General features: G+C 63.4%; 18 protein-coding genes. 11 read left to right on the plus strand and 7 right to left on the minus strand.

The features are described 5' to 3' along the window. The first annotated feature begins 112 nt into the window (after positions 1 to 112). The 3 genes from NKI67_RS05400 (at position 113) to NKI67_RS05410 (ending at position 4,327) form a co-directional block, all read left to right on the plus strand. Positions 113 to 982, plus strand: coding sequence for a transglutaminase-like domain-containing protein (locus NKI67_RS05400; RefSeq protein ID WP_023678116.1), 870 nt, complete (start codon positions 113 to 115; stop codon positions 980 to 982). Between the two features lie 329 nt (positions 983 to 1,311). Then, a complete protein-coding gene (locus NKI67_RS05405; protein ID WP_023678115.1) occupies positions 1,312 to 2,673 on the plus strand; it encodes a pilus assembly protein in 1,362 nt (453 codons plus the stop codon). Positions 2,674 to 3,058: 385 nt separating this feature from the next. Next, the gene (locus NKI67_RS05410) at positions 3,059 to 4,327 is read left to right on the plus strand and encodes a class I SAM-dependent methyltransferase (protein ID WP_023678114.1); all 1,269 of its coding nucleotides are present in this window, start codon (positions 3,059 to 3,061) and stop codon (positions 4,325 to 4,327) included. On the opposite strand, the gene NKI67_RS05415 is transcribed toward NKI67_RS05410, so the two are convergent. Both NKI67_RS05415 and acs read right to left on the minus strand, forming a co-directional pair. Beyond that, positions 4,328 to 5,071 carry an MOSC domain-containing protein gene (locus NKI67_RS05415; protein WP_023678113.1) on the minus strand — a complete coding sequence of 248 codons (744 nt, stop codon included), beginning with the start codon at positions 5,069 to 5,071 and terminating at the stop codon, positions 4,328 to 4,330. After that, positions 5,071 to 7,026 carry an acetate--CoA ligase gene (gene acs / locus NKI67_RS05420; protein ID WP_023678112.1) on the minus strand — a complete coding sequence of 652 codons (1,956 nt, stop codon included), beginning with the start codon at positions 7,024 to 7,026 and terminating at the stop codon, positions 5,071 to 5,073. The genes NKI67_RS05415 and acs overlap by 1 nt, the downstream gene beginning before the upstream one ends. 305 nt (positions 7,027 to 7,331) lie before the next feature. On the opposite strand from acs, the gene NKI67_RS05425 reads away from it, so the two are divergent. Beyond that, positions 7,332 to 7,604, plus strand: a complete 273-nt coding sequence (locus tag NKI67_RS05425) for an usg protein (protein WP_023678111.1) — start codon at positions 7,332 to 7,334, stop codon at positions 7,602 to 7,604. A gap of 45 nt (positions 7,605 to 7,649) precedes the next feature. Here the strand turns inward: NKI67_RS05425 and NKI67_RS05430 are convergent, their stop codons facing one another. Together NKI67_RS05430 and NKI67_RS05435 are read right to left on the minus strand one after the other, a co-directional pair. Then, the gene (locus tag NKI67_RS05430) at positions 7,650 to 8,684 is read right to left on the minus strand and encodes an aldo/keto reductase (protein WP_352574608.1); all 1,035 of its coding nucleotides are present in this window, start codon (positions 8,682 to 8,684) and stop codon (positions 7,650 to 7,652) included. A gap of 56 nt (positions 8,685 to 8,740) precedes the next feature. After that, positions 8,741 to 9,922 (minus strand): MFS transporter, encoded by a 1,182-nt coding sequence (locus NKI67_RS05435; protein WP_352569514.1) that lies wholly within the window; start codon positions 9,920 to 9,922, stop codon positions 8,741 to 8,743. 137 nt (positions 9,923 to 10,059) lie between these two features. Between NKI67_RS05435 and NKI67_RS05440 the strand changes: the two genes are divergently transcribed. After that, positions 10,060 to 10,968, plus strand: a complete 909-nt coding sequence (locus NKI67_RS05440) for a LysR family transcriptional regulator (protein WP_023678108.1) — start codon at positions 10,060 to 10,062, stop codon at positions 10,966 to 10,968. Positions 10,969 to 11,028: 60 nt separating this feature from the next. Here the strand turns inward: NKI67_RS05440 and NKI67_RS05445 are convergent, their stop codons facing one another. Next, the gene (locus NKI67_RS05445; protein WP_352644646.1) at positions 11,029 to 12,078 is read right to left on the minus strand and encodes an aldo/keto reductase; all 1,050 of its coding nucleotides are present in this window, start codon (positions 12,076 to 12,078) and stop codon (positions 11,029 to 11,031) included. Between the two features lie 110 nt (positions 12,079 to 12,188). Then, positions 12,189 to 12,851 carry a YggS family pyridoxal phosphate-dependent enzyme gene (locus tag NKI67_RS05450; protein WP_023678106.1) on the minus strand — a complete coding sequence of 221 codons (663 nt, stop codon included), beginning with the start codon at positions 12,849 to 12,851 and terminating at the stop codon, positions 12,189 to 12,191. Positions 12,852 to 12,996: 145 nt separating this feature from the next. Between NKI67_RS05450 and leuS the strand changes: the two genes are divergently transcribed. Both leuS and NKI67_RS05460 read left to right on the plus strand, forming a co-directional pair. Further along, the gene (leuS, locus tag NKI67_RS05455) at positions 12,997 to 15,621 is read left to right on the plus strand and encodes a leucine--tRNA ligase (RefSeq protein ID WP_023678105.1); all 2,625 of its coding nucleotides are present in this window, start codon (positions 12,997 to 12,999) and stop codon (positions 15,619 to 15,621) included. Then, a complete protein-coding gene (locus tag NKI67_RS05460; protein ID WP_023678104.1) occupies positions 15,608 to 16,189 on the plus strand; it encodes an LPS assembly lipoprotein LptE in 582 nt (193 codons plus the stop codon). Before leuS ends, NKI67_RS05460 begins: the two co-directional genes overlap by 14 nt. A gap of 70 nt (positions 16,190 to 16,259) precedes the next feature. Here NKI67_RS05460 and fsa read toward each other — a convergent pair whose 3' ends face one another. After that, on the minus strand, positions 16,260 to 16,913 hold the full coding sequence (gene fsa / locus NKI67_RS05465) for a fructose-6-phosphate aldolase (protein WP_023678103.1): 654 nt from the start codon (positions 16,911 to 16,913) through the stop codon (positions 16,260 to 16,262). 90 nt (positions 16,914 to 17,003) lie between these two features. Between fsa and NKI67_RS05470 the strand changes: the two genes are divergently transcribed. The 4 genes from NKI67_RS05470 to atpA all read left to right on the plus strand — a co-directional run bounded on the left by NKI67_RS05470 (position 17,004) and on the right by atpA (position 22,027). Next, positions 17,004 to 19,187 carry a primosomal protein N' gene (locus NKI67_RS05470; protein ID WP_023678102.1) on the plus strand — a complete coding sequence of 728 codons (2,184 nt, stop codon included), beginning with the start codon at positions 17,004 to 17,006 and terminating at the stop codon, positions 19,185 to 19,187. 108 nt (positions 19,188 to 19,295) lie between these two features. Continuing rightward, the gene (locus NKI67_RS05475; protein WP_352644650.1) at positions 19,296 to 19,691 is read left to right on the plus strand and encodes an AGROH133_08824 family phage infection protein; all 396 of its coding nucleotides are present in this window, start codon (positions 19,296 to 19,298) and stop codon (positions 19,689 to 19,691) included. Between the two features lie 246 nt (positions 19,692 to 19,937). Further along, a complete protein-coding gene (locus NKI67_RS05480) occupies positions 19,938 to 20,498 on the plus strand; it encodes a F0F1 ATP synthase subunit delta (protein WP_352504886.1) in 561 nt (186 codons plus the stop codon). Next, positions 20,498 to 22,027: a F0F1 ATP synthase subunit alpha gene (atpA, locus tag NKI67_RS05485; RefSeq protein ID WP_352450899.1), complete on the plus strand. Its 1,530-nt coding sequence runs from the start codon at positions 20,498 to 20,500 to the stop codon at positions 22,025 to 22,027. The genes NKI67_RS05480 and atpA overlap by 1 nt, the downstream gene beginning before the upstream one ends. The last annotated feature ends 24 nt before the right edge of the window (positions 22,028 to 22,051 follow it).

The following is a 22,051-nucleotide window of genomic DNA, read 5'->3' on the forward strand; positions in this document are numbered from 1 at the left end:
CCGCGTCCGTATGGGAAGCCGCGAGGCGTCGTTTTTGACGACCACAAGGAACCGCCACGCACTGTCCCGCGTTGATCGGCACTATCTTCCATGACGATCGCAGGGGAGGGCGATGCTGATTCGGCTCGGCTATGAAATTGCCATTGAATGCGTTGCAGCAACGCCGGTCGTTTCATTGCTCGATATCCACGGGGATCGCCAGGCCGACATCAAGCGGCAGACGCGCGTGCTGACCTCGCCGTCGGTCCCGACCAGGGTCTACCACGACCTTTTCGGCAATAGCTGCCGCCGCTTCACGGCGCCGGCCGGAAGCTTTCGCATCCTTTATGACGCGGTGGTCGAGGACAGCGGCGAGACGGACGAAGTCAACACGCTGGCGAGAGAAGTCCCGGTTGCCGAATTGCCGGACGAGGTGCTCGGCTATCTGCTCGGCAGCCGTTACTGCGAGACCGACCATCTCGGCGACCTGGCCTGGCAACTTTTCGGCCAGCTTCCACCGGGCTGGGCGCGGGTGCAGGCCATCGTCGACTATGTCCACAACCGCCTGTCCTTCGGCTACGGCTATGCGCGCTCGACCCGCACGGCGGCGCAGGCGCATGAGGAACGCGTCGGCGTCTGCCGCGACTTTGCCCATCTGGCGATCACGCTCTGCCGCTGCATGAACATCCCGGCCCGCTACGTGAACGGCTATCTCGGCGATATCGGCGTGCCCGCCGATCCGGCGCCGATGGATTTCTCGGCGTGGGTGGAAGTGTTCCTCGACGGCAGGTGGTACACTTTCGATCCTCGCCACAATGTGCCGAGGATCGGCCGCGTCGTCATCGCCCGCGGCCGCGACGCCACCGACGTGCCGCTGCTGCACAGTTTTGGCCCGCATCGGCTCACCCTGTTCAAGGTCTGGACGCACGAGCAGGAAGGTAATCTGTTCAAGCCGCCTTGTCGTGGCGTCGACAAGACGGTCAGCGCACGGATGCTGGCCTAGTCTTTCGGGACACATTCACAGTCCGTGTTTCCATTTCCCGCCACCGCGATCGTGCTGAACCGGTTCGATACATCTCGTCTGTACCGGATTGGGACGCAGTCCAGTCGTCCTGAATTGCGAGCCTGTTCGTGGTAAGCGCTTTGTCGACAAAGCCGTGCCGGCGCAGCTTTCGTTTACCCTCTGTTTACCCTGCCGCCGCTCGAAACCGTTTGGAAACAATGACCTGATCGCGGGCCGGTCGCTTTCCCGGGCCTGGCGGCGCGATCCGGCCGGATTCCTGCAATGCGCGTTCGGACAGCTGCAGGCTGTAGCGAATGGAGGCGGAAGGAATGCGGCGTTTCGGGGGTCTTGTTCAGACGATCGGCGGCTTTGCCGGGGATCGCAGCGGAAATTTCGCGGTCCTGTTTGGGATAATCGGCTCAGTGCTGGCACTGAGTGTCGGCTTTGCGGTCAACGTGTCCCAACTCTACAATGTAAAATCGAGCCTGCAAGGCGTGGTCGATGCAGCGGTCACCTCGACGGCCCGCGACCTGACAACCGGCGTCATCAGCGAGGCCGACGCCAGCAAATCGGTGCAGGCCTTTCTCGATGCCAACAGCACGGCGGGTATCCTCCAGGACAACCAGATCGTCCTCGACAATCTGGTTGTCGACAGGACAGCCAAGACTGTCCAGGCGGACGTCCATGTCAACGTCAACTACTATTTCCCGCTTTTCAGCACGGGTGGCATGCAACGCGTCCCCGCATCGACGACGGCGCTCTATTCGGACAAGCAGATCGAAGTCGCGATGATGCTGGACGTGACCGGGTCGATGGCCGGCCAGAAAATCATCGATCTGCGGGCGGCCGCGGCGAATGCTGTCGACAGCTTCCTGGGCGGCCAGGACCCCTCCAAGCCACGTGTGCGGGTTGCCATCGTGCCTTATGCCAATTCGGTGAATGCCGGTACACTTGCCGCCAGCAGCGTCTATGTGGAAACCACCGCCAGTCAACGCAAACAGGCGCCGGCCAATGACGCCGTGCAGTATGTCTCGGGCTTTATCCGTCCCGATAATTGCGCCACCGAGCGCAAGGGGACCTATCAGTATTCGGATGCGGGCCCCGACGTCAGCATGGTCAATCGCGACTACCTGCTGTCATCCTTCGCCTGGCAGACCGGCACCGCCGCCTGCCCGATCGCCGCGCTGATGCCGCTGACAGCGGATGCGACGGCGCTCAAGACGGTCATCAAGAATTTCGTCGCCTCCGGCGGCACCGCCGGCCATATCGGCGTGCAGTGGACCTGGTACATGCTTTCGGAAAACTGGGGCAGTGTGATGAAAGCCTCGGAACGGCCGGCCAAGATGGATCCAAAGAAGGTTGCCAAGATCGCGATCCTGATGACCGATGGCGAATTCAACCTGTCCTACTTCGATGCGAGCACGGTCAGCGACGTCTACAATGACGCCGGCAAGGAGCCGACCCGCACGGCCGCCAAGAAACTTTGCGCTGCCATGCGCGACAAGGGCATCGAGGTCTTCACCATTGGGTTTGACCTAAACGAAACGAATGCCAAGGCGACGCTCCAGGATTGCGCGAGCCCGGACACCGCCAAGATCAAGCACTTTTATCAGGCGGCCAATGGAACGGAACTCAACCAGGCTTTCCAGGATATAGCGCGCAACGTCGAGATGTTAACCGTAACCAAATAGGGGACAACAGCCCAAAAAGGAAAGGCCGCCGCTTCTCGCGAAGCCGGCGGCCTTCCGTGTTTCCGTCCATGGCGCGGCTCCTGGCGGCGACCCTGGTCGCCAGCCGCGCATCTCGCGCCTTAGCGGGAAGACTGCTTCCCGAAAGTGCGATCCGCTGAGGCCACGTTCTGGAAAACGAAATCACTCGACATCGGATCACCTCCTTTCGATTTGTTGAACACTCCCTCATGATGGGGTGTCATCCGGCAAATGGCAAGGCGCGGCACCCGAAAATCCTGAACAAGCCTGCTTGTGCACTCGGGCGGCTTGCGGCCGGCCGATCGGGCAGGCAAGATCGAGCCGCTATTGTTCCGGGCCACTATTTTGCCGGGTAAGGGAGGACGGGATGGAGGCAGCCGAGAGAGCGGCCCGGATTGTTCGGACGGTCATCGAGACGCTGAAGCCGGGTTTTGCGGTGAGGCTGTGGACAGGCGAGCGGATCGGCCCGGCTGCCGGCCCGGTGCTCACCATCAACGACCAGGACATCGTCTGGCAGATCGTACGTCGGCCCTCTTTATCGACGCTGATCGAGATGTGGATTGCCAAGGCGGTCGACGTCGAAGACGGATCGCTGTTCGATTTCTACGCCTTGCCCACGCACGGCAAGCTCAGGACGAAGCTCAAGACATTGCCGAAGCTGGCGATCCTGCGCGACCTGCCGGCGGTGCTGTTTTCGCGAAAACAGATGACGACGCGAACCGATCTTTCCGGCCGCAATCCTTTCGTCAGCGGTTCGAGCAAGGAGGCGATCGAGCATCATTACGACATTTCCAACGCATTCTACCGGCTCTTCCTCGACGAGCGCATGGTCTATAGCTGCGGCTACTTCAAGGATTTCGCCAACGATATCGATCAGGCCCAGAGAGACAAGCTCGACCATATCTGCCGCAAGCTTCGGCTGAAGCCCGGCGATAGATTGCTCGACATCGGCTGCGGCTGGGGAGCGATGCTCATCCATGCGGTGAAGAATTATGGCGTCGTCGGCCACGGCGTTTCGCTATCGGAAGCACAGACCGAGCTCGCCCGTGAACGCATCCGCGCCGAGGGGCTGGAGGACCGCATCACCATCGAGATAAAGTCCTATGCCGAGCTGTCCGGCTCCTTCGACAAGATCTCGTCGATCGGCATGTTCGAGCATCTGGGGCTTGCCAACCATGCGGCCTATTTCTCGAGGATCCATCGCCTGCTCAAGCCGGGCGGCATCTATCTGCACCACGCCATCACCCGGCGCGACAAGGGCAGCTTGAAGAAGACGCTGCGCAAGGGGCCGGAATTCAAGGCGCTGATCAAATACATTTTTCCGGGCGGCGAACTCGACACGATCGGCATGACGCTCGGCAATCTCGAGGCCCACGGCTTCCTCGTCTACGACGTCGAAAATTTGCGCGAGCACTATGCGCGCACCTGCAGGCTATGGGCCGAGCGCCTCCACGCACGCTTCGACGAAGCTATCGCCGAGGTCGGCGAAGCCAAGGCGCGGCTCTGGCTGCTTTATCTCACCGGCTGCTCGATTACCTTCGAACGCGCCTCGGCGCAGGTTTTCCAGACCGTCGCCACAAGGCGCGCGCGTGGGCCGAGCGGCCTGCCGCCGACGCGGGCGGATTTGTACCGATAGCTACAGGAGGCGCATCGTGGCGCCGATCTCGACGCGGGCCGGTCGATCGACGGTGCAGTAGACGCCGAGGTTATGGGCGTTGTGGCGGACCAGGCTGCGCAGGATTGCCGGGTCGTGGTCGAACCCGTCCTGGCCAATGATGGTGAAGCCGCAGCGGCGGCACGGCTCGGAGATGGTCAGGAGCAGGTCGCCGATCGCCAGCTTGCGCCCGATCCATTCCGTCTCGGGGAACGACCCCTCGACCTCCGGCACATCGACGACGATGTTGGGGCGGAAGCGGCGCGCGTCGGCGGTGCCCTTTGGATGCAGCACTTTCAAACGCGCCAGTGAGGCGGTGGTCAGCAGATGAATAGGGGCTTTGACGTAGCGTTCCGTCAGCAGAGGGCCGGCGTAATCCGGAGCCGCATTTTCCCGACGGAACGGCCGGATGGAAGCCGCAAAGCCGAGATAGGCGCAAATGGCGCGATCACTTTGCGCGCCAGGTGCCGAAAGCCAGCGTCCGTCGGGGATGGCGACCTCCAGCCTGCCGGCCTGCGACAGCCGGGTGCGGATGCGGGGCACCTTGTGCCATTTCGCTTCGCGGTCGGGCCGTGCGATTTCATCGGTCGAGGTATCGACAAGACCAAACAGGCGGTCGCCTTCGACGGTATGCCGGTCGACGGAGATCGCCTGCTGAAACTCGCCGGCGAGCGAGCTCGCGGGATAGCGCCAAAGCTCGGTGACGGCGCCCAATGCGGGTTGCATCAGCCCTTCTTGTTTTGCCGGTTGGCGATAAGGTCGTCGACGACCGCCGGATCGGCCAGCGTCGAGGTATCGCCGAGCGCGGCAAAATCATCCTCGGCGATCTTGCGCAGGATGCGTCGCATGATCTTGCCGGAACGGGTCTTCGGCAGGCCGGGCGCGAACTGGATCTTGTCGGGCGAAGCGATGGCGCCGATCTCCTTGCGGACATGGGCGACGAGTTCCTGGCGCAATTCCTCGCTTGGCGTTTCGCCGGCCATCAGCGTGACATAGCAGTAGATGCCCTGGCCCTTGATATCGTGCGGGTAGCCGACGACGGCGGCCTCCGAGACCTTCTCATGCGAAACCAGCGCCGATTCGACCTCGGCGGTGCCCATGCGGTGGCCGGAGACGTTGATGACGTCGTCGACGCGGCCGGTGATCCAGTAGTAGCCGTCAGCATCGCGGCGGCAGCCGTCGCCGGTGAAGTATCTGCCCTTGTAGGTCGAGAAATAGGTCTGCACGAAGCGGTCGTGATCGCCATAGACGGTGCGCGTCTGGCCCGGCCATGAGTCGGCAATACAAAGATTGCCGCTGGCTTCGCCTTCGAGCACCTTGCCGTCGGTATCGACCAGCTGCGGCTTGACGCCAAAGAAGGGCCGCGTCGCTGAACCCGCCTTGAGGTGGGTGGCGCCCGGAACCGGCGTGATCATGATGCCGCCGGTCTCGGTCTGCCACCAGGTATCGACGATCGGCACCTTGCCGTTGCCTACGACGTTGAAATACCACTCCCAGGCTTCCGGATTGATCGGCTCACCGACGGTGCCGAGCACGCGCAGCGACTTGCGCGACGTTTTGGTGACATGGGCATCGCCGGCGCCCATCAGCGCGCGCAACGCCGTCGGCGCCGTGTAGAAGATGTTGACCTTGTGCTTGTCGATCACGTCCCAGAAACGCGACTGCGACGGGTAGTTCGGCACGCCTTCGAACATCAGCGTGGTGGCGCCGTTGGCGAGCGGCCCGTAGACGATGTAGCTGTGGCCGGTGACCCAGCCGACATCGGCGGTGCACCAGTAGATATCGCCGTCATGATAGTCGAAGACATATTGGTGGGTCATCGAGACATAGACGAGATAGCCGGCGGTGGTGTGCAGCACACCTTTCGGCTTGCCGGTCGAGCCGGATGTGTAGAGGATGAACAACGGGTCCTCGGCGTTCATCTTCTCGGGCTTGCATTCGGCCTTAACCGTCGCGACCTCGTCATGGTACCAGACGTCGCGCCCGGCGGCCCAGCCGGTCTTGCCGCCAGTGCGGCGCACTACCAAGACCTTTTCGACTTTCGTTCCGGCCTTGGCGGCGATCTCGATCGCCTTGTCCGTGTTCTCCTTTAGCGGGATCGGCTTGCCGCCGCGCAAGCCTTCGTCGGCGGTGATGACGAAGGTCGACTTGCAGTCATCGATGCGTCCGGCCAGCGCATCCGGCGAAAAGCCGCCGAAGACGACCGAATGAATGGCGCCGATGCGCGTGCAGGCGAGCATCGCATAAGCGGCCTCCGGGATCATCGGCATGTAGATGGTTACGCGGTCGCCCTTCTTGACGCCGTGCTTTTTCATCACATTGGCGAGGCGGCAGACATGCGCGTAAAGCTCGTTATAGGTGATCTTCCTGTCGTCGTAGGGATTGTCGCCTTCCCAGATGATGGCGGTCTGTTCGCCGCGCTTCTTCAGATGCCGGTCGATGCAGTTCCAGGAAACGTTGGTCTGGCCATCCTCGAACCATTTGATTGAGACCTGGCCGTCGAAGGACGTGTTCTTGACCTTGCTGTACGGCTTGAACCAGTCGATGCGCTTGCCGTGCTTGCCCCAGAACTTGTCCGGGTTCTTGACGCTGTCGGCGTACCATTTCAGGTAGGTGTCATTGTCAATCAGCGCGTTCTTCTTCCACGCCGGCTGGACGCGATGGACATGAACATCGGACATTTCTTCGCCTTCCTCCCCAAAACCAAACCGCCGGCTTGACCGCCGGCAGGATCGCAGCGATGCGGCCGCGAATTCGCGCGCATTATTAACAGTTCGGCCGCGACGGCAACATTAGACGTTGGATTCGCGCGGCGGGATGCCGCAGGCGCCTTACCAGGCGGTGTCAGCACTCTCGTGAGTCGGCTGCTAAGCGCATGTTTTTGCGGAAGTAATCTGGTTCGATCATAGAAATATCAATAGACGATTAAGCAAATGGGGTGCACAATTTCAGCCTGGGAGGAAGGAGAATCAACCAGGGGACCGCAATGCGCGACCATTCCGAAATGGACCTGATGCTCAAGGGCTATGGCTTGACCACGGCCAAGATTCTTTATCACTTTCCAGATCATCCGCATCTGCTGCAGAGCTTCATCTGGCAGGATTACGACATCGCCCCGAAATTTCCCGTGCTGATCCGTTTCATCGAGTTCTGGAAGGCCAAGCTCGAAGGCCCGCTGCATTCGGTCAGCTACACGCACCAGAAGCTGATCGCGCCGAACGAATGGCGCAAGGTCGACGGCGAGTTCGTTCTGCATTAGCCGGGCGGGCGGCAGCCTGGGAGCCGCCGCCCAGCTTTTGGAGCGTCAGACTGCGGGCGGGTTCAGCCGGGCAAAACCCTCCTGCCGGCGATAGGGAAAATACGGATAGGGTGCGGTGACCTCACTTGCCGTGTCGAGCTTCTTCATCTGCTCGGCTGTCAACGACCAGCCGACGGCGCCGAGATTCTGGCGCAACTGCTCCTCGTTGCGCGCGCCGACGATGACGGAGGCGACGGTCGGCCGCTGCAGCAGCCAATTGATGGCGATCTGCGGTATGGTCTTGCCGGTTTCCTCGGCGACAACATCAAGCGCGTCGACGACCCGATAGAGATGCTCATCCTCGACGGGCGGTCCGAAGCTTGCCGTGTCGTGCAGCCGGCTTTTCTCAGGCAGCTTCTGGCCACGGCGGATCTTGCCGGTCAGGCGGCCCCAGCCGAGCGGGCTCCACACCAGCGCACCGACACCCTGGTCGAGGCCGAGCGGCATCAACTCCCATTCATAGTCGCGTCCGACCAGCGAGTAATAGACCTGATGGGCGACGTATCGGGGATAGCCGTATCTGCCCGCCAGGCCGAGCGATTTCATCACTTGCCAGCCGGAAAAATTGGAGACGCCGACATAACGCAGTTTGCCGGCGCGCACGAGACTGTCCAGTGTCGACAGCACCTCCTCGATCGGTGTTGCTGCGTCGAAGGCGTGCAGTTGCAGCAGGTCGATGTAGTCGGTGCCAAGGCGCCCCAGCGCGTCTTCGACGGCCTTGATCAGGCGTGAACGTGACGATCCGGCATCGTTGGGACCGTCGCCCATCGGCAGCGAGGTCTTGGTCGAGATCAGCACGGCGTCGCGGCGGCCCTTGATGGCAGCGCCGAGCACTTGTTCGGAAGCGCCATTCGAATAGACGTCGGCGGTGTCGAACAGGTTGACGCCGGCCTCAAGGCAGATGTCGACCAGCCGCCGTGCTTCCGTCGCATCGCTGTTGCCCCAGGCGCCGAACAGCGGGCCTGAACCGCCGAAGGTTCCAGCGCCGAACGAGAGCGCCGGGACCTTCAGGCCTGATGCGCCAAGATTTCGATAATCCATGGGTTTGCTCCTTGTGGAAGGATGGCTGTTTCAAAGATTGGTTGAGGTTTGCCGTTCTATGACCGCGCGATTTCCGGTGTGGCGAGGACAGGATCTCGGTCGAGGCGCAGCGCAAACGCCGCCACGGCAAGCGCTGAAAGCGGCAACAGGGCCGCGACCCAGGTGACGGCATCGAGGCCGGGACCATGGGCGATGACCACGCCGCCGAGCCAGGCGCCGGCAGCATTGCCGAGGTTGAAGGCGGCGATGTTGAAGGATGAGGCGAGGCTCTGGCCGGCGCCTTGTGCCTTCTGCAACACCCATAACTGTAGCGGCGCGACGGTGGCGAAGGCGGCGGCGCCGAGCAGGCCGACATAGATAACGGCCATGACCTGGCTGTGCAGGGCGAAGGTCATGGTGCCGAGCACCATCGCCAGGACGACGAGACTGCCGAGAACGGACGGTACCAACCAGCGGTCGGCGAACTTGCCGCCGGCGAGGTTGCCGGCAATGAGGCCGCCGCCGAAGACCAGCAGGATCGGCGACACCGCTGCTTCATCAAAACCGGTGATCTCGGTCAGCAACGGGGCGATGTAGGTGAAGACGGCGAAGACGCCGGCATAGCCAAGCACGGTGGTAGCAAAGCCAAGCAGGACCGGCGTGCGGCCGAGCACGGCGAGATCGGCGCGCAAATTGCTCTTCTCAGGCTCTGTTCGGCTGCCCGGCACCAGCAGCAGAATGATGGTAAAGGCGGCGATGCCGACCAGGGTCACCGCCCAGAAGGTCGCGCGCCAGCCGAAGGCTTGGCCGAGCCATGTGCCGAAGGGCACGCCGAGGATGTTGGCGATGGTCAGGCCGGTGAACATCAGGGCGATCGCCGAGGCTTTCTTGTTGGGCGCCACCAGTCCGGTCGCCACGACCGAGCCGACGCCGAAGAAGGTGCCGTGGGCGAAGGCGGTCAGTACGCGCGCACCCATCAGCGTCCAGTAGTCTGGGGCAAGCGCACAAGCGAGGTTGCCCAGCGTGAAGATCGCCATCAGCGCCAGAAGCACGGTTTTGCGCGGCCAACGGCCGGTTGCGATCGTCAGCAGCGGCGCGCCGATGACAACGCCCAGCGCATAGCCGGAAATCAGCTGGCCGGCAGCCGAGATCGAGACGTCGAGATCGGTGCTGACGTCGAGCAGCAGGCCCATGATGACGAATTCGGTGACGCCGATGCCGAACGCACCGGCGGCAAGAGCGTAAAGAGCAAGGGGCATGGCGGTTCCCACTTCGATGACGACCAGTTTTGACGACGGGCGCCGTGTCCTCCCACGCCCCGATCCGGAAGATCGTGCCGCGATGTGCTGTGAACCAGCCTTGCATCGGGCACATCGTCTGTGAAATAGATTCACCAATGGCCAGGCCCGACATCAATCGCTCCGGCGAGATCGAAGTGTTCGTCCGCGTCGTCGAGGCGGGCAGCTTTTCAGCCGCTGCCCGCGCGTTGCGGATGACGCCGTCGGCGGTGAGCAAGCTGATCGCGCGGCTGGAGGCGCGGCTTGGTGCGCGGCTGGTCAGCCGTTCGACGCGCAAGCTGCAACTGACGCCGGAGGGGGCGGCGTTCTTCGACAGCGGCGTGCGCGTCCTGGCCGACATGGCGGCGGCCGAGCGCGAGGCAGCGGCGGGTGCCGCGCCGCGTGGCCGGCTGCGGATCAACAGCTACGTGCCTTTCGGGCAGCATCGGCTGATCCCGCTTTTGCCGCGTTTCCTAGAACGCTACCCCGAAATCTCGGTCGATCTGGTGTTGACCGACGATGTCATCGACCTGATGGAGGAGCGCGCTGACGTCGCCATCCGCGCCGGACCGCTCGGCGAATCACGGCTGGTGGCGCGCAAGCTCGGGCAGAGCCGGGTGGTCGTCGTTGCGGCGCCATCGTATCTCGAAGCGCGTGGCACGCCCAAGACGCCCGCCGATCTCGATCGTCACAACCGGATGGGCTTCCGTTTCGTACGTCACCTCGAGGGCTGGCCTTTTATCGACGCGGCCGGCAAGCCGATCACCCTGTCGATCATCGGAAATACGCTGGTCAGCGACGGCGAGGCGATGCGGCTGATGGCGCTCTCGGGGGCGGGCCTCGCCCGGCTGGCACGCTGGCATGTGGAGGCCGACATTGCCGCCGGCCGGCTTCTGCCGCTGCTGGAAGAGTTCAACCCCGGCGACGAGGAACTCACCCACGCCGTCTATGTCGGCCAAGGCAAGCATCTGCCGGCGCGGGTGCGGGCGTTTTTGGACTTTTTGGTCGAGACGGTCCGGCTGACCTGAGCCCAAAAAAGATCGGGAGCCTGCCGGCTCCCGAAGCATCGAATCGAAGGTGAGATTGAGTTACGTTTTCGGCACAACGGGCGCCGGACGCCGGCCGGCAGCCTGACGTTCCAGCATCCAGCCGGGGTATTCGGCGGGCAGGGCACTGACTTCGTCGAGGCGAACGAGATCATCGGCATCGAGCTTCAACTCGGTGGCTGCAAGGTTCTGTTCCAGCTGCTCCATGCGGCTGGCGCCGATGATGACGCTCATCACGAATGGCTTGGCCAGGACATAGCCGAGCGCCACCGTGGCGACGCTGACGCCGTGCTTGACGGCGATCTCGCGCATGACGGCGACTGCTGCCCAGGCACGGTCCTCATTGACCGGCGGGAAATTGAAGCTGGCGCGGCGGCCCTCGCCATTGCCGGGGGCGCCCGGTCCGTATTTGCCGGAGAGCAGGCCGCCAGCCATCGGCGACCAGACCATCAGCCCGAGCTTCTCCTCGTTGAGCAGCGGCACGATTTCGCGCTCGAGATCGCGGCCGGCGATCGAGTAGTACGACTGCACGGTCTCGAAGCCGGCAAATCCCTTGCGCTCGGCAATACCCAGCGCCTTGGCAACGCGCCAGGCCTGCCAGTTCGAGACGCCGACATAGCGGACCGTGCCGGCGGCAACGAGGTCGTCGAGCGCCCGCAGTGTCTCGTCGATCGGCGTCACCGTGTCGGTGCCGTGCAGCTGGTAGAGATCGATGTGATCGAGCTGCAGCCGCTCGAGGCTGCCTTCGACCGAATCCATGATGTGGCCGCGCGAGGAACCACGCTGGTTCGGGCCCCCGCCCATGGCGCCATGGACCTTGGTGGCGATGATCACGTCCTGTCGGTTGACGCCAAGATTCCTGAGCGACTGGCCGAGAAGCCGTTCCGAGGCGCCGAAGGAATAGACATCCGCCGTGTCGAAGAAATTGACGCCGGCGGCGAGCGAGCGGGCAACGATCTCGTCGACGCCCTTCTGGTCGAGGCTGGCGATCAGGCCCCATTGGGCATTCTCGCCGGCCGCGCCGAACGTCATCGTGCCGAGGCAAAGTTCGGAGACGAACATCCCCGTATTTCCAAGTTGATTGTAACGCATGGGTGGCTCCCGACGGGTTGAGAATAACTCGACCCATATAGGAACGAAACGTTCCGTTTCTATACGCTGGCGCAGTCAATGTCAGCCTGTGGCCTAAGGTCGGCTGCGCCTCATCTGGCGCCGAAAATTGCCGATCCAACCCTGACACTGGTCGCGCCGAAGGCGATCGCGGTTTCGTAGTCGCCGGACATGCCCATGGAGAGCTTGTCGACGCCGGCCTCAAGCCCAAGCTTTTCCAGCAGCGCGAAATGCGGACCGGGGTTCTCGTCGGCCGGCGGAATGCACATCAGCCCTTCGATGGCGAGGGCGTGAACCGAGCGGCAGCGGGCCACGAAGGCGACAGCCTCGCGCGGCTCGATGCCGGCCTTTTGCGGCTCGGAGCCGGTGTTGACCTGGACATAGAGCCTTGGTGACCGGCCTTGCCTGGCGATCTCCTTGGCCAGCTCTGCGGCGATCTTTTCACGGTCGACGGTTTCGATGACATCGAACAATGCCACCGCTTCCTTGGCCTTGTTCGATTGCAGCGGACCGATCAGATGCAGCTCGATGTCGGAAAATGCCTCCTTCAGCACCGGCCATTTCGCTTGTGCTTCCTGGACGCGGTTTTCGCCGAAGACGCGCTGGCCGGCCTCGATAATCGGGCGGATATCGGCGGCGTCGAAGGTTTTCGAGACTGCGACCAGCGTCACCGCTCCGGCCTCACGGCCTGCCTCGCGCTCGGCGGCAGCGATCCTTGCCTTGACCGTGAAAAGCTGTTCGACGGCGCTCGCCATGCCTATATCCTGCCTGTGTTTGGCTTTTCGCCGGATCGCCGCAGTTGACGGGTCCGGCAATCCATGGTGAACACCGCGACGACATTTCCTGAGCCGCCCGGGCATTGTCCGGCGGCTCGCGCATGCTTTAAGTGAAAAACACCCGATGGCAACCGAACGATACAATCCGCGCGCGTCAGAGCCCAAATGGCAGAACGCCTGGGACGCCAAGAAGCTGTTCGAAGCCGACAATGACGACCCGCGCCCGAAATACTACGTGCTGGAGATGTTCCCGTATCCGTCGGGGCGCATCCATATCGGCCATACCCGCAACTATACGATGGGCGACGTGGTGGCGCGCTACAAGCGGGCCAAGGGTTTCAACGTGCTGCACCCGATGGGCTGGGACGCCTTTGGCATGCCAGCCGAAAACGCGGCGATGCAGAACAAGGTCCATCCCAAGGACTGGACCTATCAGAACATCGCCGCCATGCGCGAGCAGCTCAAGGTCATGGGCCTGTCGCTCGATTGGGCCCGCGAGTTCGCCACCTGCGACGTCGACTACTATCACCGCCAGCAGATGCTGTTCCTCGATTTCGTCGAGAAGGGGCTGGTGACGCGCAAATCCTCCAAGGTCAACTGGGATCCGGAGGACATGACGGTGCTTGCCAACGAGCAGGTCATCGACGGACGCGGCTGGCGCTCAGGCGCGCTGGTGGAACAGCGCGAGCTGACGCAGTGGTTCTTCAAGATCACCGATTACGCGCAGGATCTGCTGGATTCGCTCGACCAACTCGACGACTGGCCGGAAAAAGTGAAGCTGATGCAGGCGAACTGGATCGGCCGTTCGGAAGGGCTGCTGATCCGCTGGCCGCTGGCCAAGCCAGTCGCCGGCGAGCATGAGCTCGAAGTCTATACGACCAGGCCCGACACCATCTTCGGCGCGTCCTTCATGGCGATTGCGGCCGACCATCCGCTGGCCAAAAAGGCCGCCGAGGACAATCCGGCGCTGGCAAAGTTCATCGACGAAGTCCGCCATATGGGCACTTCGGCGGCGGCATTGGAGACGGCCGAGAAGAAGGGTTTCGATACCGGCATTCGCGTTGTCCATCCGTTCGACGAGAGGTGGACGCTGCCCGTCTACGTCGCCAATTTCGTGCTGATGGACTATGGCACCGGCGCCATCTTCGGCTGCCCGGCACATGACCAGCGCGACCTCGACTTCGCCAACAGATACGGCCTTCCGGTCATTCCGGTGGTGATGCCGGAAGGCGAGAATCAAGGAAGCTTCCAGGTCATCGACGAGGCTTATGTCGATGATGGCGCGATGATCAATTCGCGCTTCCTCGACGGCATGAAGCCGGATCAGGCATTCGACGAGGTGGCGAAGCTGCTGGAACAAAGGACCATCGGCAACCGGCCGATGGCCGAGCGCAAGGTGAATTTCCGCCTGCGCGACTGGGGCATTTCGCGCCAGCGCTATTGGGGCTGCCCGATCCCGATGATCCATTGCGAGGATTGCGGCGTGGTGCCGGTGCCGAAGGCCGACCTGCCGGTCAAGCTGCCGGACGACATCGAGTTCGACCGGCCGGGCAATCCGCTCGATCGCCATCCGACATGGCGGCACGTCAAATGCCCGCGTTGCGGCAAGGATGCGCGGCGCGAAACCGACACGATGGACACATTTGTCGATTCTTCTTGGTATTTCGCTCGCTTCACCGCGCCGTGGGCAAACGATCCGACCGATCCCAAGGCCGCGACTGAATGGCTGCCGGTCGACCAGTATATTGGCGGCATTGAGCATGCGATCCTGCATTTGCTCTATTCGCGCTTTTTCACCCGCGCCATGCGCGAGACCGGCCATGTCGATCTCGCCGAGCCGTTCAGGGGCCTGTTCACGCAAGGCATGGTGGTGCACGAGACCTATCGGGTTGGCGGCGCCTCGAACGGCCGCTGGCTTGCGCCTAGCGAGGTCAGGCTGGAAGACGCCGACGGCAAGCGCCGCGCCTTCGAAATCGCCACCGGCGAAGAGGCGGTGATCGGTCCGCTCGAAAAAATGTCGAAGTCGAAGAAGAATACGGTGAGTCCGGAAGAGATCACCGACGGCTACGGCGCCGATACGGCGCGCTGGTTCATGCTGTCGGACTCGCCGCCCGAGCGCGATGTCGAATGGACCGACGAGGGTGCGGCCGGCGCGCATCGCTTCATCCAGCGCATCTGGCGCCTGGTGTCGACGGCTGCCGAATCGCTCGCCGGAGTCCGGCCAGAGGCGGCGAAGGACGGCGAGGCCGGGACAGTGTCCAAGGCCGCGCACAAGATCTTGAAGTCGGTCGGCGAGGATATCGAAAAGCTCGCCTTCAACCGCGCCATCGCCCGCATCTACGAGCTCGCCAATGCCTTGACCGTACCGCTCAACGAGGCGGCAGAGGGCAGGGCCGGTCCGGCGCTGCAAGCGGCCTGCCGTGAGGCCGTCGAGATCCTGGTGCACCTGATCGCGCCGGTCATGCCGCATCTGGCCGAGGAGTGCTGGCAGACGCTCGGCGGCACCGACCTTGTCGCCGAACGGCCCTGGCCGGATTACGATCGCTCGCTTGTCGTCGACGCCGAGATCGTGCTGCCGGTCCAGGTCAACGGCAAGAAACGCGGCGATTTGACAATTGCCCGTGACGCGGATCAAGGTGCGGTCGAAAAGGCGGTTCTGGCTCTCGACTTCGTGCAGAAAGCGCTCGAAGGTAAGGCGCCGCGCAAGGTGATCATAGTGCCGCAGAGGATCGTCAATGTCGTTGCCTGATCCGCGAAAGACAGAGTTGACGCTGCGCCGCGTTGTGCTTTGCGGGCTGCTCGCCTCGGTGGCGCTGGTTTCCGCCTGCACGGTGCGGCCGCTCTATTCGAGCGCGCCGCTGATCGCCGGCTCGCAGGTCGGCGCTGCTGCCGAACTGGCATCGATCTCGGTCAAGCCGGTCAAGACCCGCTACGCCCAGCAGGTCCGCAACAATTTGATCTTCGCGCTCGGCCAGGGCGCCGGCGAGCCGGCTTCGCCGGTCTATTCGCTTGATCTCGGCGTCTCCGAACTCGTCGAATCGGCGGCAATCGAGCAGGTCACGACCGACGAAGACGAGCCGACCGCCGGCACTGTGACGCTGACTGCCAACTATGTGCTCAGCGATGCCAAGACGGGCACGGTCATAGCGAGGGGCAAGCGCTCGATTCCGTCGTCATACGACAGGCCGCGCCAGGAATTCGCGTCATACCGGGCCCAGATCGACGCCGAGAACCGTGCGGCGCGCGAGCTGGCAGATGTGCTGCGGCTGTCGATTGCCCAGGATCTGATCAAGCACGGCAAGCCGGCGGCAAGCTAGGTCTTTCCAGAGTGCGCAATCTGCAAAAAAGGCCGATTGCTCGGCTTTTTTTGTTCGTAGGATAGTCGCTTCAGCCGATCTTCTGCCCGGTCTTTGCCCAGTCGGCGAGGAACAGTTCCAGGCCCTTGTCGGTCAGCGGGTGCTTGACCAGCGCCTTGAGCGTCGCCGGCGGCGCGGTGATGACATCGGCACCGATCAGCGCCGCCTGCTTGACATGGTTCACGGTACGCACCGAAGCGGTCAGGATTTCAGTCTGGAAGTCATAATTGTCGTAGATGGTGCGGATATCGGCAATCAGCTCCATGCCGTCCCAGCCGCTATCGTCGATGCGGCCGACGAAGGGCGAGATGAAGGAGGCGCCGGCCTTGGCGGCGAGCAGCGCCTGGGTGGCCGAGAAGCACAGCGTGACGTTGACCATGCGGCCGTCCGACCGGATGTCCTTGCAGGCTCTCAGGCCGTCGAGCGTCAGCGGCACCTTGATGCAGACATTGTCGGCGATCCTGGCCAGGATCTTGGCCTCCGCCATCATGTCCTTGTATTCGGTGGCGACGACTTCGGCCGAGACTGGGCCCTTGACGATCTCGCAGATCTCTCTTGTGACGTCGGCGATCTTGCCGCCGGATTTCAGGATCAGCGACGGATTGGTGGTTACGCCGTCGAGCAGCCCCAAATCGTTCAGCTCGCGGATTTCCTTGACATCGGCGGTGTCGACAAAAAATTTCATGGCGGTCTCCTGAAGATTTTTCATGTGCACGTCATGCACATTTGGGGTCGGACTTTGATCTAGACCAAAGTCGGGGCAAGGTCACGCCTCATGATCGAAGATTCGCCCTTTGTCGCGGCCGCACCGGTGCTGGTGCCGATGCCCGCCGAGCGCCCCTACACCTATGCCGTGCCGGCTGGCATGCGCGTGGTGCCGGGCTCGATCGTGCGCGTTCCGCTTGGGCCCCGCCAGGTCGCCGGCATCGTCTGGGACGGCGCCGTCGAAAAGGTCGACGCGAAGAAATTGCGGCCGATCGAGCAGGTTTTCGACTGCCCGCCGATCGACCGCGCGATGCGGCGTTTTGTCGATTGGGTGGCGCAGTACACGCTGTCGCCGCCCGGCATGGTGGCGCGCATGCTGCTCAGGGCGCCGGAGGCGTTCGACCCGGAGCCGTGGATCGAAGGGCTGCAGCGCACGTTCGCCAAGCCCGACCGGATGACGGAGGCGAGGACGCGCGTGCTGGAGACGGCCGAAGGCGGACTTGCCTGGACGCGATCCGGCCTGGCGCATGCGGCAGGCGTGTCGTCGACGGTGGTGGACGGGCTGCGGGTGCAGGGCGTATTCCAGACGGTGATGATCCCGCCGCGGCCGGTGGTCGCAGCACCCGATCCCGGCTACGCCGTGCCTTCACTGATGCCCGACCAGAGCGATGCCGCCGAGACGCTGCGCGCCAATGTCGCGACCGGTACATTCGGCGTCACCCTGCTCGACGGTGTAACCGGATCCGGCAAGACGGAGGTCTATTTCGAGGCGGTCGCGGCCGCGCTCGATCGCGGCAAGCAGGTGCTGATCCTGCTGCCGGAAATCGCGCTGACCCACGCCTTCCTCGAACGCTTCCAGGAGCGGTTCGGCGCCAAGCCGGCGGAGTGGCACTCGGACCTGCCGCCAAGGATGCGCGAAAAGGTCTGGCGGCAGGTAGCGGAAGGCGGCGTGCGGGTCGTCGCAGGCGCGCGCTCGGCGCTGTTCCTGCCATTCAGGGAGCTTGGACTGATCGTCGTCGACGAAGAGCACGATCCCGCCTACAAGCAGGAGGATCGCGTCTTTTACAACGCGCGCGACATGGCCGTGGTGCGCAGCCATATCGGCGGCTTTCCGGTCGTGCTCGCCTCGGCGACACCGTCGGTCGAAAGCCGGGTCAATGCCAGCCAGGGCCGCTACAGCAGGGCGGTGCTTTCGGCGCGCTTTGCCGAGGCGGCACTTCCCGATCTCAAGACGATCGACATGCGCCGCGCGCCGCCGGCACGCGGCGGCTTCCTGTCGCCTGTACTGCTCGGCCATATACGGCAGACGCTGGAAAGAAAGGAACAGTCGCTGCTGTTCCTCAACCGGCGCGGCTATGCGCCGCTGACGCTCTGCCGGGTCTGCGGCCACCGCTTCGGCTGTCCGGTCTGCTCGGCCTGGCTGGTCGAGCACCGCTTTCGCGGCCAGCTCGTCTGCCACCACTGCGGGCACAATGAACGCCGGCCCGAAGCCTGTCCGGAATGCGGCACGCTCGATCATCTGGTCGCCTGCGGGCCAGGCGTCGAGCGCATCGCCGAGGAGGTCGTCGCGCATTTCCCCGATGCCCGCACCATCGTCTTGTCGTCCGACCTGATGGGCGGCGTGCGGCGGCTGCGGCTCGAGCTTGAAGCCATCGCCAATGGCGAGGCCGACATCGTCATCGGCACACAACTCGTCGCCAAGGGCCATAATTTCCCCAACATGACGCTGGTCGGTGTGGTCGATGCCGATCTCGGCCTTGCCAATGGCGACCCGCGCGCCGCCGAGCGCACCTTCCAACTGCTCAGCCAGGTGACCGGCCGCGCCGGCCGCACCGGCAAGAAAAGCCTCGGCCTGCTGCAGACCTTCCAACCCGACCACCCGGTGATGCGCGCGATCGTCTCAGGCGATGCCGAGGCCTTCTACGAGCGCGAGATCGCCGAGCGTGAGCGGGCGGGGCTGCCGCCCTTCGGCAGGCTCGCCGGCGTCATCGTCAGCGCGGCGACACGGGCCGAAGCCGAAGGGCACGCCCGTGGCCTGCGTCGCGCCGCGCCGCAGGCCAGCGACCTGTTCGTGCTCGGCCCGGCCGAGGCGCCGCTGTCGTTGATCGGCGGCCGCCATCGCTTTCGCCTGCTGATCCAGGGCGAACGGCGCGCCGACATGCAAGGGTTCATTCGCACCATGCTGGCCGAGGGACCGAAGATAAGGGGCTCGGTGCGAGTCCAGGTCGACATCGACCCGCAGAGCTTTTTGTGAAGGGGCTCAGAGGACAGGCTTCCGTAAATTGCCGATGCCCATCTGGCGTATGTCTCTTGCTTCGTTAGAATGCCCGAAATTTTGAATATCCATTTACGAGGGGACAACATGGAATTTGCGTTTCCGTGGCCGATGAGCCAGGGCGAGTGGCTGGCGTGGTCGAGCGCGGTCGCGACCGTATTGCTCGGCCTATTGCTATTCCTGGCGCCACAGCTGGCATTCCGCATCCTGCGGCTGCAGGTCAGACCGGAGAAGGCGGCGGCGATCGCCGAGGGGCGCGGCCGGATGTCGGGCTTCTATCTCGGCCTCGGCCTGTGCTGCATCCTCCTGGCGCAGCCGCTGCTCTATATGGCGCTCGGCTTCTCCTGGCTGTTCACCGCCTTCGGCCGGCTGCTGTCGATGATGTCGGATGGCGCCAACACGCCGTTCAACTGGGCTTCCATCGTGGTCGAGCTGGTGCTGGCGGCGCTGCCGCTTGCCTTCGCCTTCGGCTTTTTGCCCTGAATCAGGGATCAATCCGGGGTTGGTTGCTGAACTCGCCCGGCGGATGCGACAATAGTGCCTGAAAACCATGCCGGACGACGCATTGCGGTCTGAAAATGCCTGTGCTAGACGGCAATCGACTTTCGACCGGGGATAGCGGAAGCCGCGCCTCCGTGCTTGGAAAAATGCAGTAAGGTCAAAGATTTAGCCAGAGTTTTTGCTCGCGCCAACAATCTGCGGCCTGTCAGACAAGAGAAAAGACGGTCCGTGGCCCAATCGTCATCGCCAATCTCAGGTGTCGCAGAACGCTATGCGGGTTCGCTGTTCGAACTCGCGCTGCAGGCCAATTCGGTCGCCGGCGTCGAGGCCGACCTCAACAGGTTCGAAACGATGCTCGAAGGCAGCGCTGACCTTTCGCGGCTGATCAGGAGCCCTGTCTTCTCCAGCGAGGACCAGGCCAAGGCGATCGCCGCGATCGCCGACAGAGCAGGGATTACCGGCCTCACCGGCAATTTCCTGCGCGTCGTTGCCCAGAATCGCCGGCTGTTCGCCGTGCCCGGCATGATCAAGGCGTTCCGCCAGATCGCCGCCGAACACCGCGGCGAGACCGCGGCCGAGGTCACCTCGGCGCATGCGCTGACGCCTGCCCAGGAAACCGAGCTGAAAGCTGCGCTGAAAAGCGTCGCCGGCAAGGACGTGGCGATCACGGTCACCGTCGATCCATCGCTGCTCGGCGGACTGGTGGTCAAGATCGGCTCGCGCCAGATCGATACGTCGCTCAAAACCAAACTCAATTCGCTCAAGCTTGCACTGAAAGAGGTCGGCTGATGGACATCCGCGCCGCGGAAATTTCCGCAATTCTGAAAGACCAGATCAAGAATTTCGGCAAGGAGGCCGAGGTCTCCGAAGTCGGCCAGGTGCTGTCCGTCGGTGACGGTATCGCCCGCGTCTACGGCCTCGACAATGTCCAGGCCGGCGAGATGGTCGAGTTCCCCGGCGGCATCCGCGGCATGGCGCTCAACCTCGAAGCCGACAATGTCGGCGTCGTCATCTTCGGCGCCGACCGCGACATCAAGGAAGGCGACACCGTCAAGCGCACCGGCGCCATCGTCGATGCGCCCGTCGGCATGGGCCTGCTCGGCCGCGTCGTCGACGCGCTCGGCAACCCGATCGACGGCAAAGGCCCGATCCAGGCCACCGAACGCAAGCGCGTCGACGTCAAGGCGCCCGGCATCATCCCGCGCAAATCGGTGAACGAGCCCATGTCGACCGGCCTCAAGGCCATCGACGCGCTGATCCCGGTCGGCCGCGGCCAGCGCGAGCTGGTCATCGGCGACCGCCAGACCGGCAAGACCGCGATTATCCTCGACACCATGCTCAACCAGAAATCGGTGCACGACAACGGCCCTGAGAAGGAAAAGCTGTACTGCGTCTATGTCGCCGTCGGCCAGAAGCGCTCGACGGTGGCGCAGTTCGTCAAGGTCCTGGAAGAGCGCGGCGCGCTCGACTATTCGATCATCATCGCTGCGACCGCCTCCGATCCGGCGCCGATGCAGTTCCTGGCGCCGTTCACCGCCTGCACCATGGGCGAATATTTCCGCGACAACGGCATGCACGCGCTGATCAGCTACGACGACCTGTCGAAGCAGGCCGTCGCCTATCGCCAGATGTCGCTGCTGCTGCGCCGTCCTCCGGGCCGCGAGGCCTATCCCGGCGACGTCTTCTACCTGCACTCGCGCCTGCTCGAGCGCGCCGCCAAGCTCAACGACGAAAACGGCGGTGGGTCGCTGACGGCGCTGCCGATCATCGAAACGCAGGCCAACGACGTTTCGGCCTATATCCCGACCAACGTCATCTCGATCACCGACGGCCAGATCTTCCTGGAAACCAATCTGTTCTTCCAGGGCGTGCGCCCGGCGGTCAATGTCGGCCTTTCGGTGTCGCGCGTCGGCTCCTCGGCGCAGATCAAGGCGATGAAGCAGGTTGCCGGGTCGATCAAGGGCGAGCTTGCGCAGTACCGCGAAATGGCTGCTTTCGCACAGTTCGGCTCCGATCTCGATGCCGCCACGCAACGCCTGCTCAACCGCGGCTCGCGTCTGACCGAGCTGTTGAAGCAGCCGCAATTCTCGCCGCTCAAAGTCGAGGAGCAGGTCGCGGTGATCTTCGCCGGCGTCAACGGCTATCTCGACAAGCTGGCGGTCAACCAGGTCGGCAAGTTCGAGCATGGTCTGTTGTCGCATATGCGCTCGGCCGGCAAGGACGTGCTCGACGGCATCCGCAAGGAGAAGGCGCTGTCCGACGATCTGCGCGCCAGGCTGAAGGCAGAAATCGACGCCTTCGCCAAGACCTTTGCTTGAGCAGGACGGACGGGATCAGGTTTG

It is taken from the genome of Mesorhizobium sp. M0408 (genome assembly GCF_040321495.1).
Classification (GTDB): Bacteria; Pseudomonadota; Alphaproteobacteria; order Rhizobiales; family Rhizobiaceae; genus Mesorhizobium.

What these genes read in the sequence shown, in the direction of transcription:
- NKI67_RS05400 (WP_023678116.1), top strand. Translation starts at nt 113, where the DNA reads ATGCTGATTCGGCTCGGCTATGAAATTGCCATTGAATGCGTTGCAGCA.
- NKI67_RS05405 (WP_023678115.1), top strand. Translation starts at nt 1,312, where the DNA reads ATGCGGCGTTTCGGGGGTCTTGTTCAGACGATCGGCGGCTTTGCCGGG.
- NKI67_RS05410 (WP_023678114.1), top strand. Translation starts at nt 3,059, where the DNA reads ATGGAGGCAGCCGAGAGAGCGGCCCGGATTGTTCGGACGGTCATCGAG.
- NKI67_RS05415 (WP_023678113.1), bottom strand. Translation starts at nt 5,071, where the DNA reads ATGCAACCCGCATTGGGCGCCGTCACCGAGCTTTGGCGCTATCCCGCG.
- acs (WP_023678112.1), bottom strand. Translation starts at nt 7,026, where the DNA reads ATGTCCGATGTTCATGTCCATCGCGTCCAGCCGGCGTGGAAGAAGAAC.
- NKI67_RS05425 (WP_023678111.1), top strand. Translation starts at nt 7,332, where the DNA reads ATGCGCGACCATTCCGAAATGGACCTGATGCTCAAGGGCTATGGCTTG.
- NKI67_RS05430 (WP_352574608.1), bottom strand. Translation starts at nt 8,684, where the DNA reads ATGGATTATCGAAATCTTGGCGCATCAGGCCTGAAGGTCCCGGCGCTC.
- NKI67_RS05435 (WP_352569514.1), bottom strand. Translation starts at nt 9,922, where the DNA reads ATGCCCCTTGCTCTTTACGCTCTTGCCGCCGGTGCGTTCGGCATCGGC.
- NKI67_RS05440 (WP_023678108.1), top strand. Translation starts at nt 10,060, where the DNA reads ATGGCCAGGCCCGACATCAATCGCTCCGGCGAGATCGAAGTGTTCGTC.
- NKI67_RS05445 (WP_352644646.1), bottom strand. Translation starts at nt 12,078, where the DNA reads ATGCGTTACAATCAACTTGGAAATACGGGGATGTTCGTCTCCGAACTT.
- NKI67_RS05450 (WP_023678106.1), bottom strand. Translation starts at nt 12,851, where the DNA reads ATGGCGAGCGCCGTCGAACAGCTTTTCACGGTCAAGGCAAGGATCGCT.
- leuS (WP_023678105.1), top strand. Translation starts at nt 12,997, where the DNA reads ATGGCAACCGAACGATACAATCCGCGCGCGTCAGAGCCCAAATGGCAG.
- NKI67_RS05460 (WP_023678104.1), top strand. Translation starts at nt 15,608, where the DNA reads ATGTCGTTGCCTGATCCGCGAAAGACAGAGTTGACGCTGCGCCGCGTT.
- fsa (WP_023678103.1), bottom strand. Translation starts at nt 16,913, where the DNA reads ATGAAATTTTTTGTCGACACCGCCGATGTCAAGGAAATCCGCGAGCTG.
- NKI67_RS05470 (WP_023678102.1), top strand. Translation starts at nt 17,004, where the DNA reads ATGATCGAAGATTCGCCCTTTGTCGCGGCCGCACCGGTGCTGGTGCCG.
- NKI67_RS05475 (WP_352644650.1), top strand. Translation starts at nt 19,296, where the DNA reads ATGGAATTTGCGTTTCCGTGGCCGATGAGCCAGGGCGAGTGGCTGGCG.
- atpA (WP_352450899.1), top strand. Translation starts at nt 20,498, where the DNA reads ATGGACATCCGCGCCGCGGAAATTTCCGCAATTCTGAAAGACCAGATC.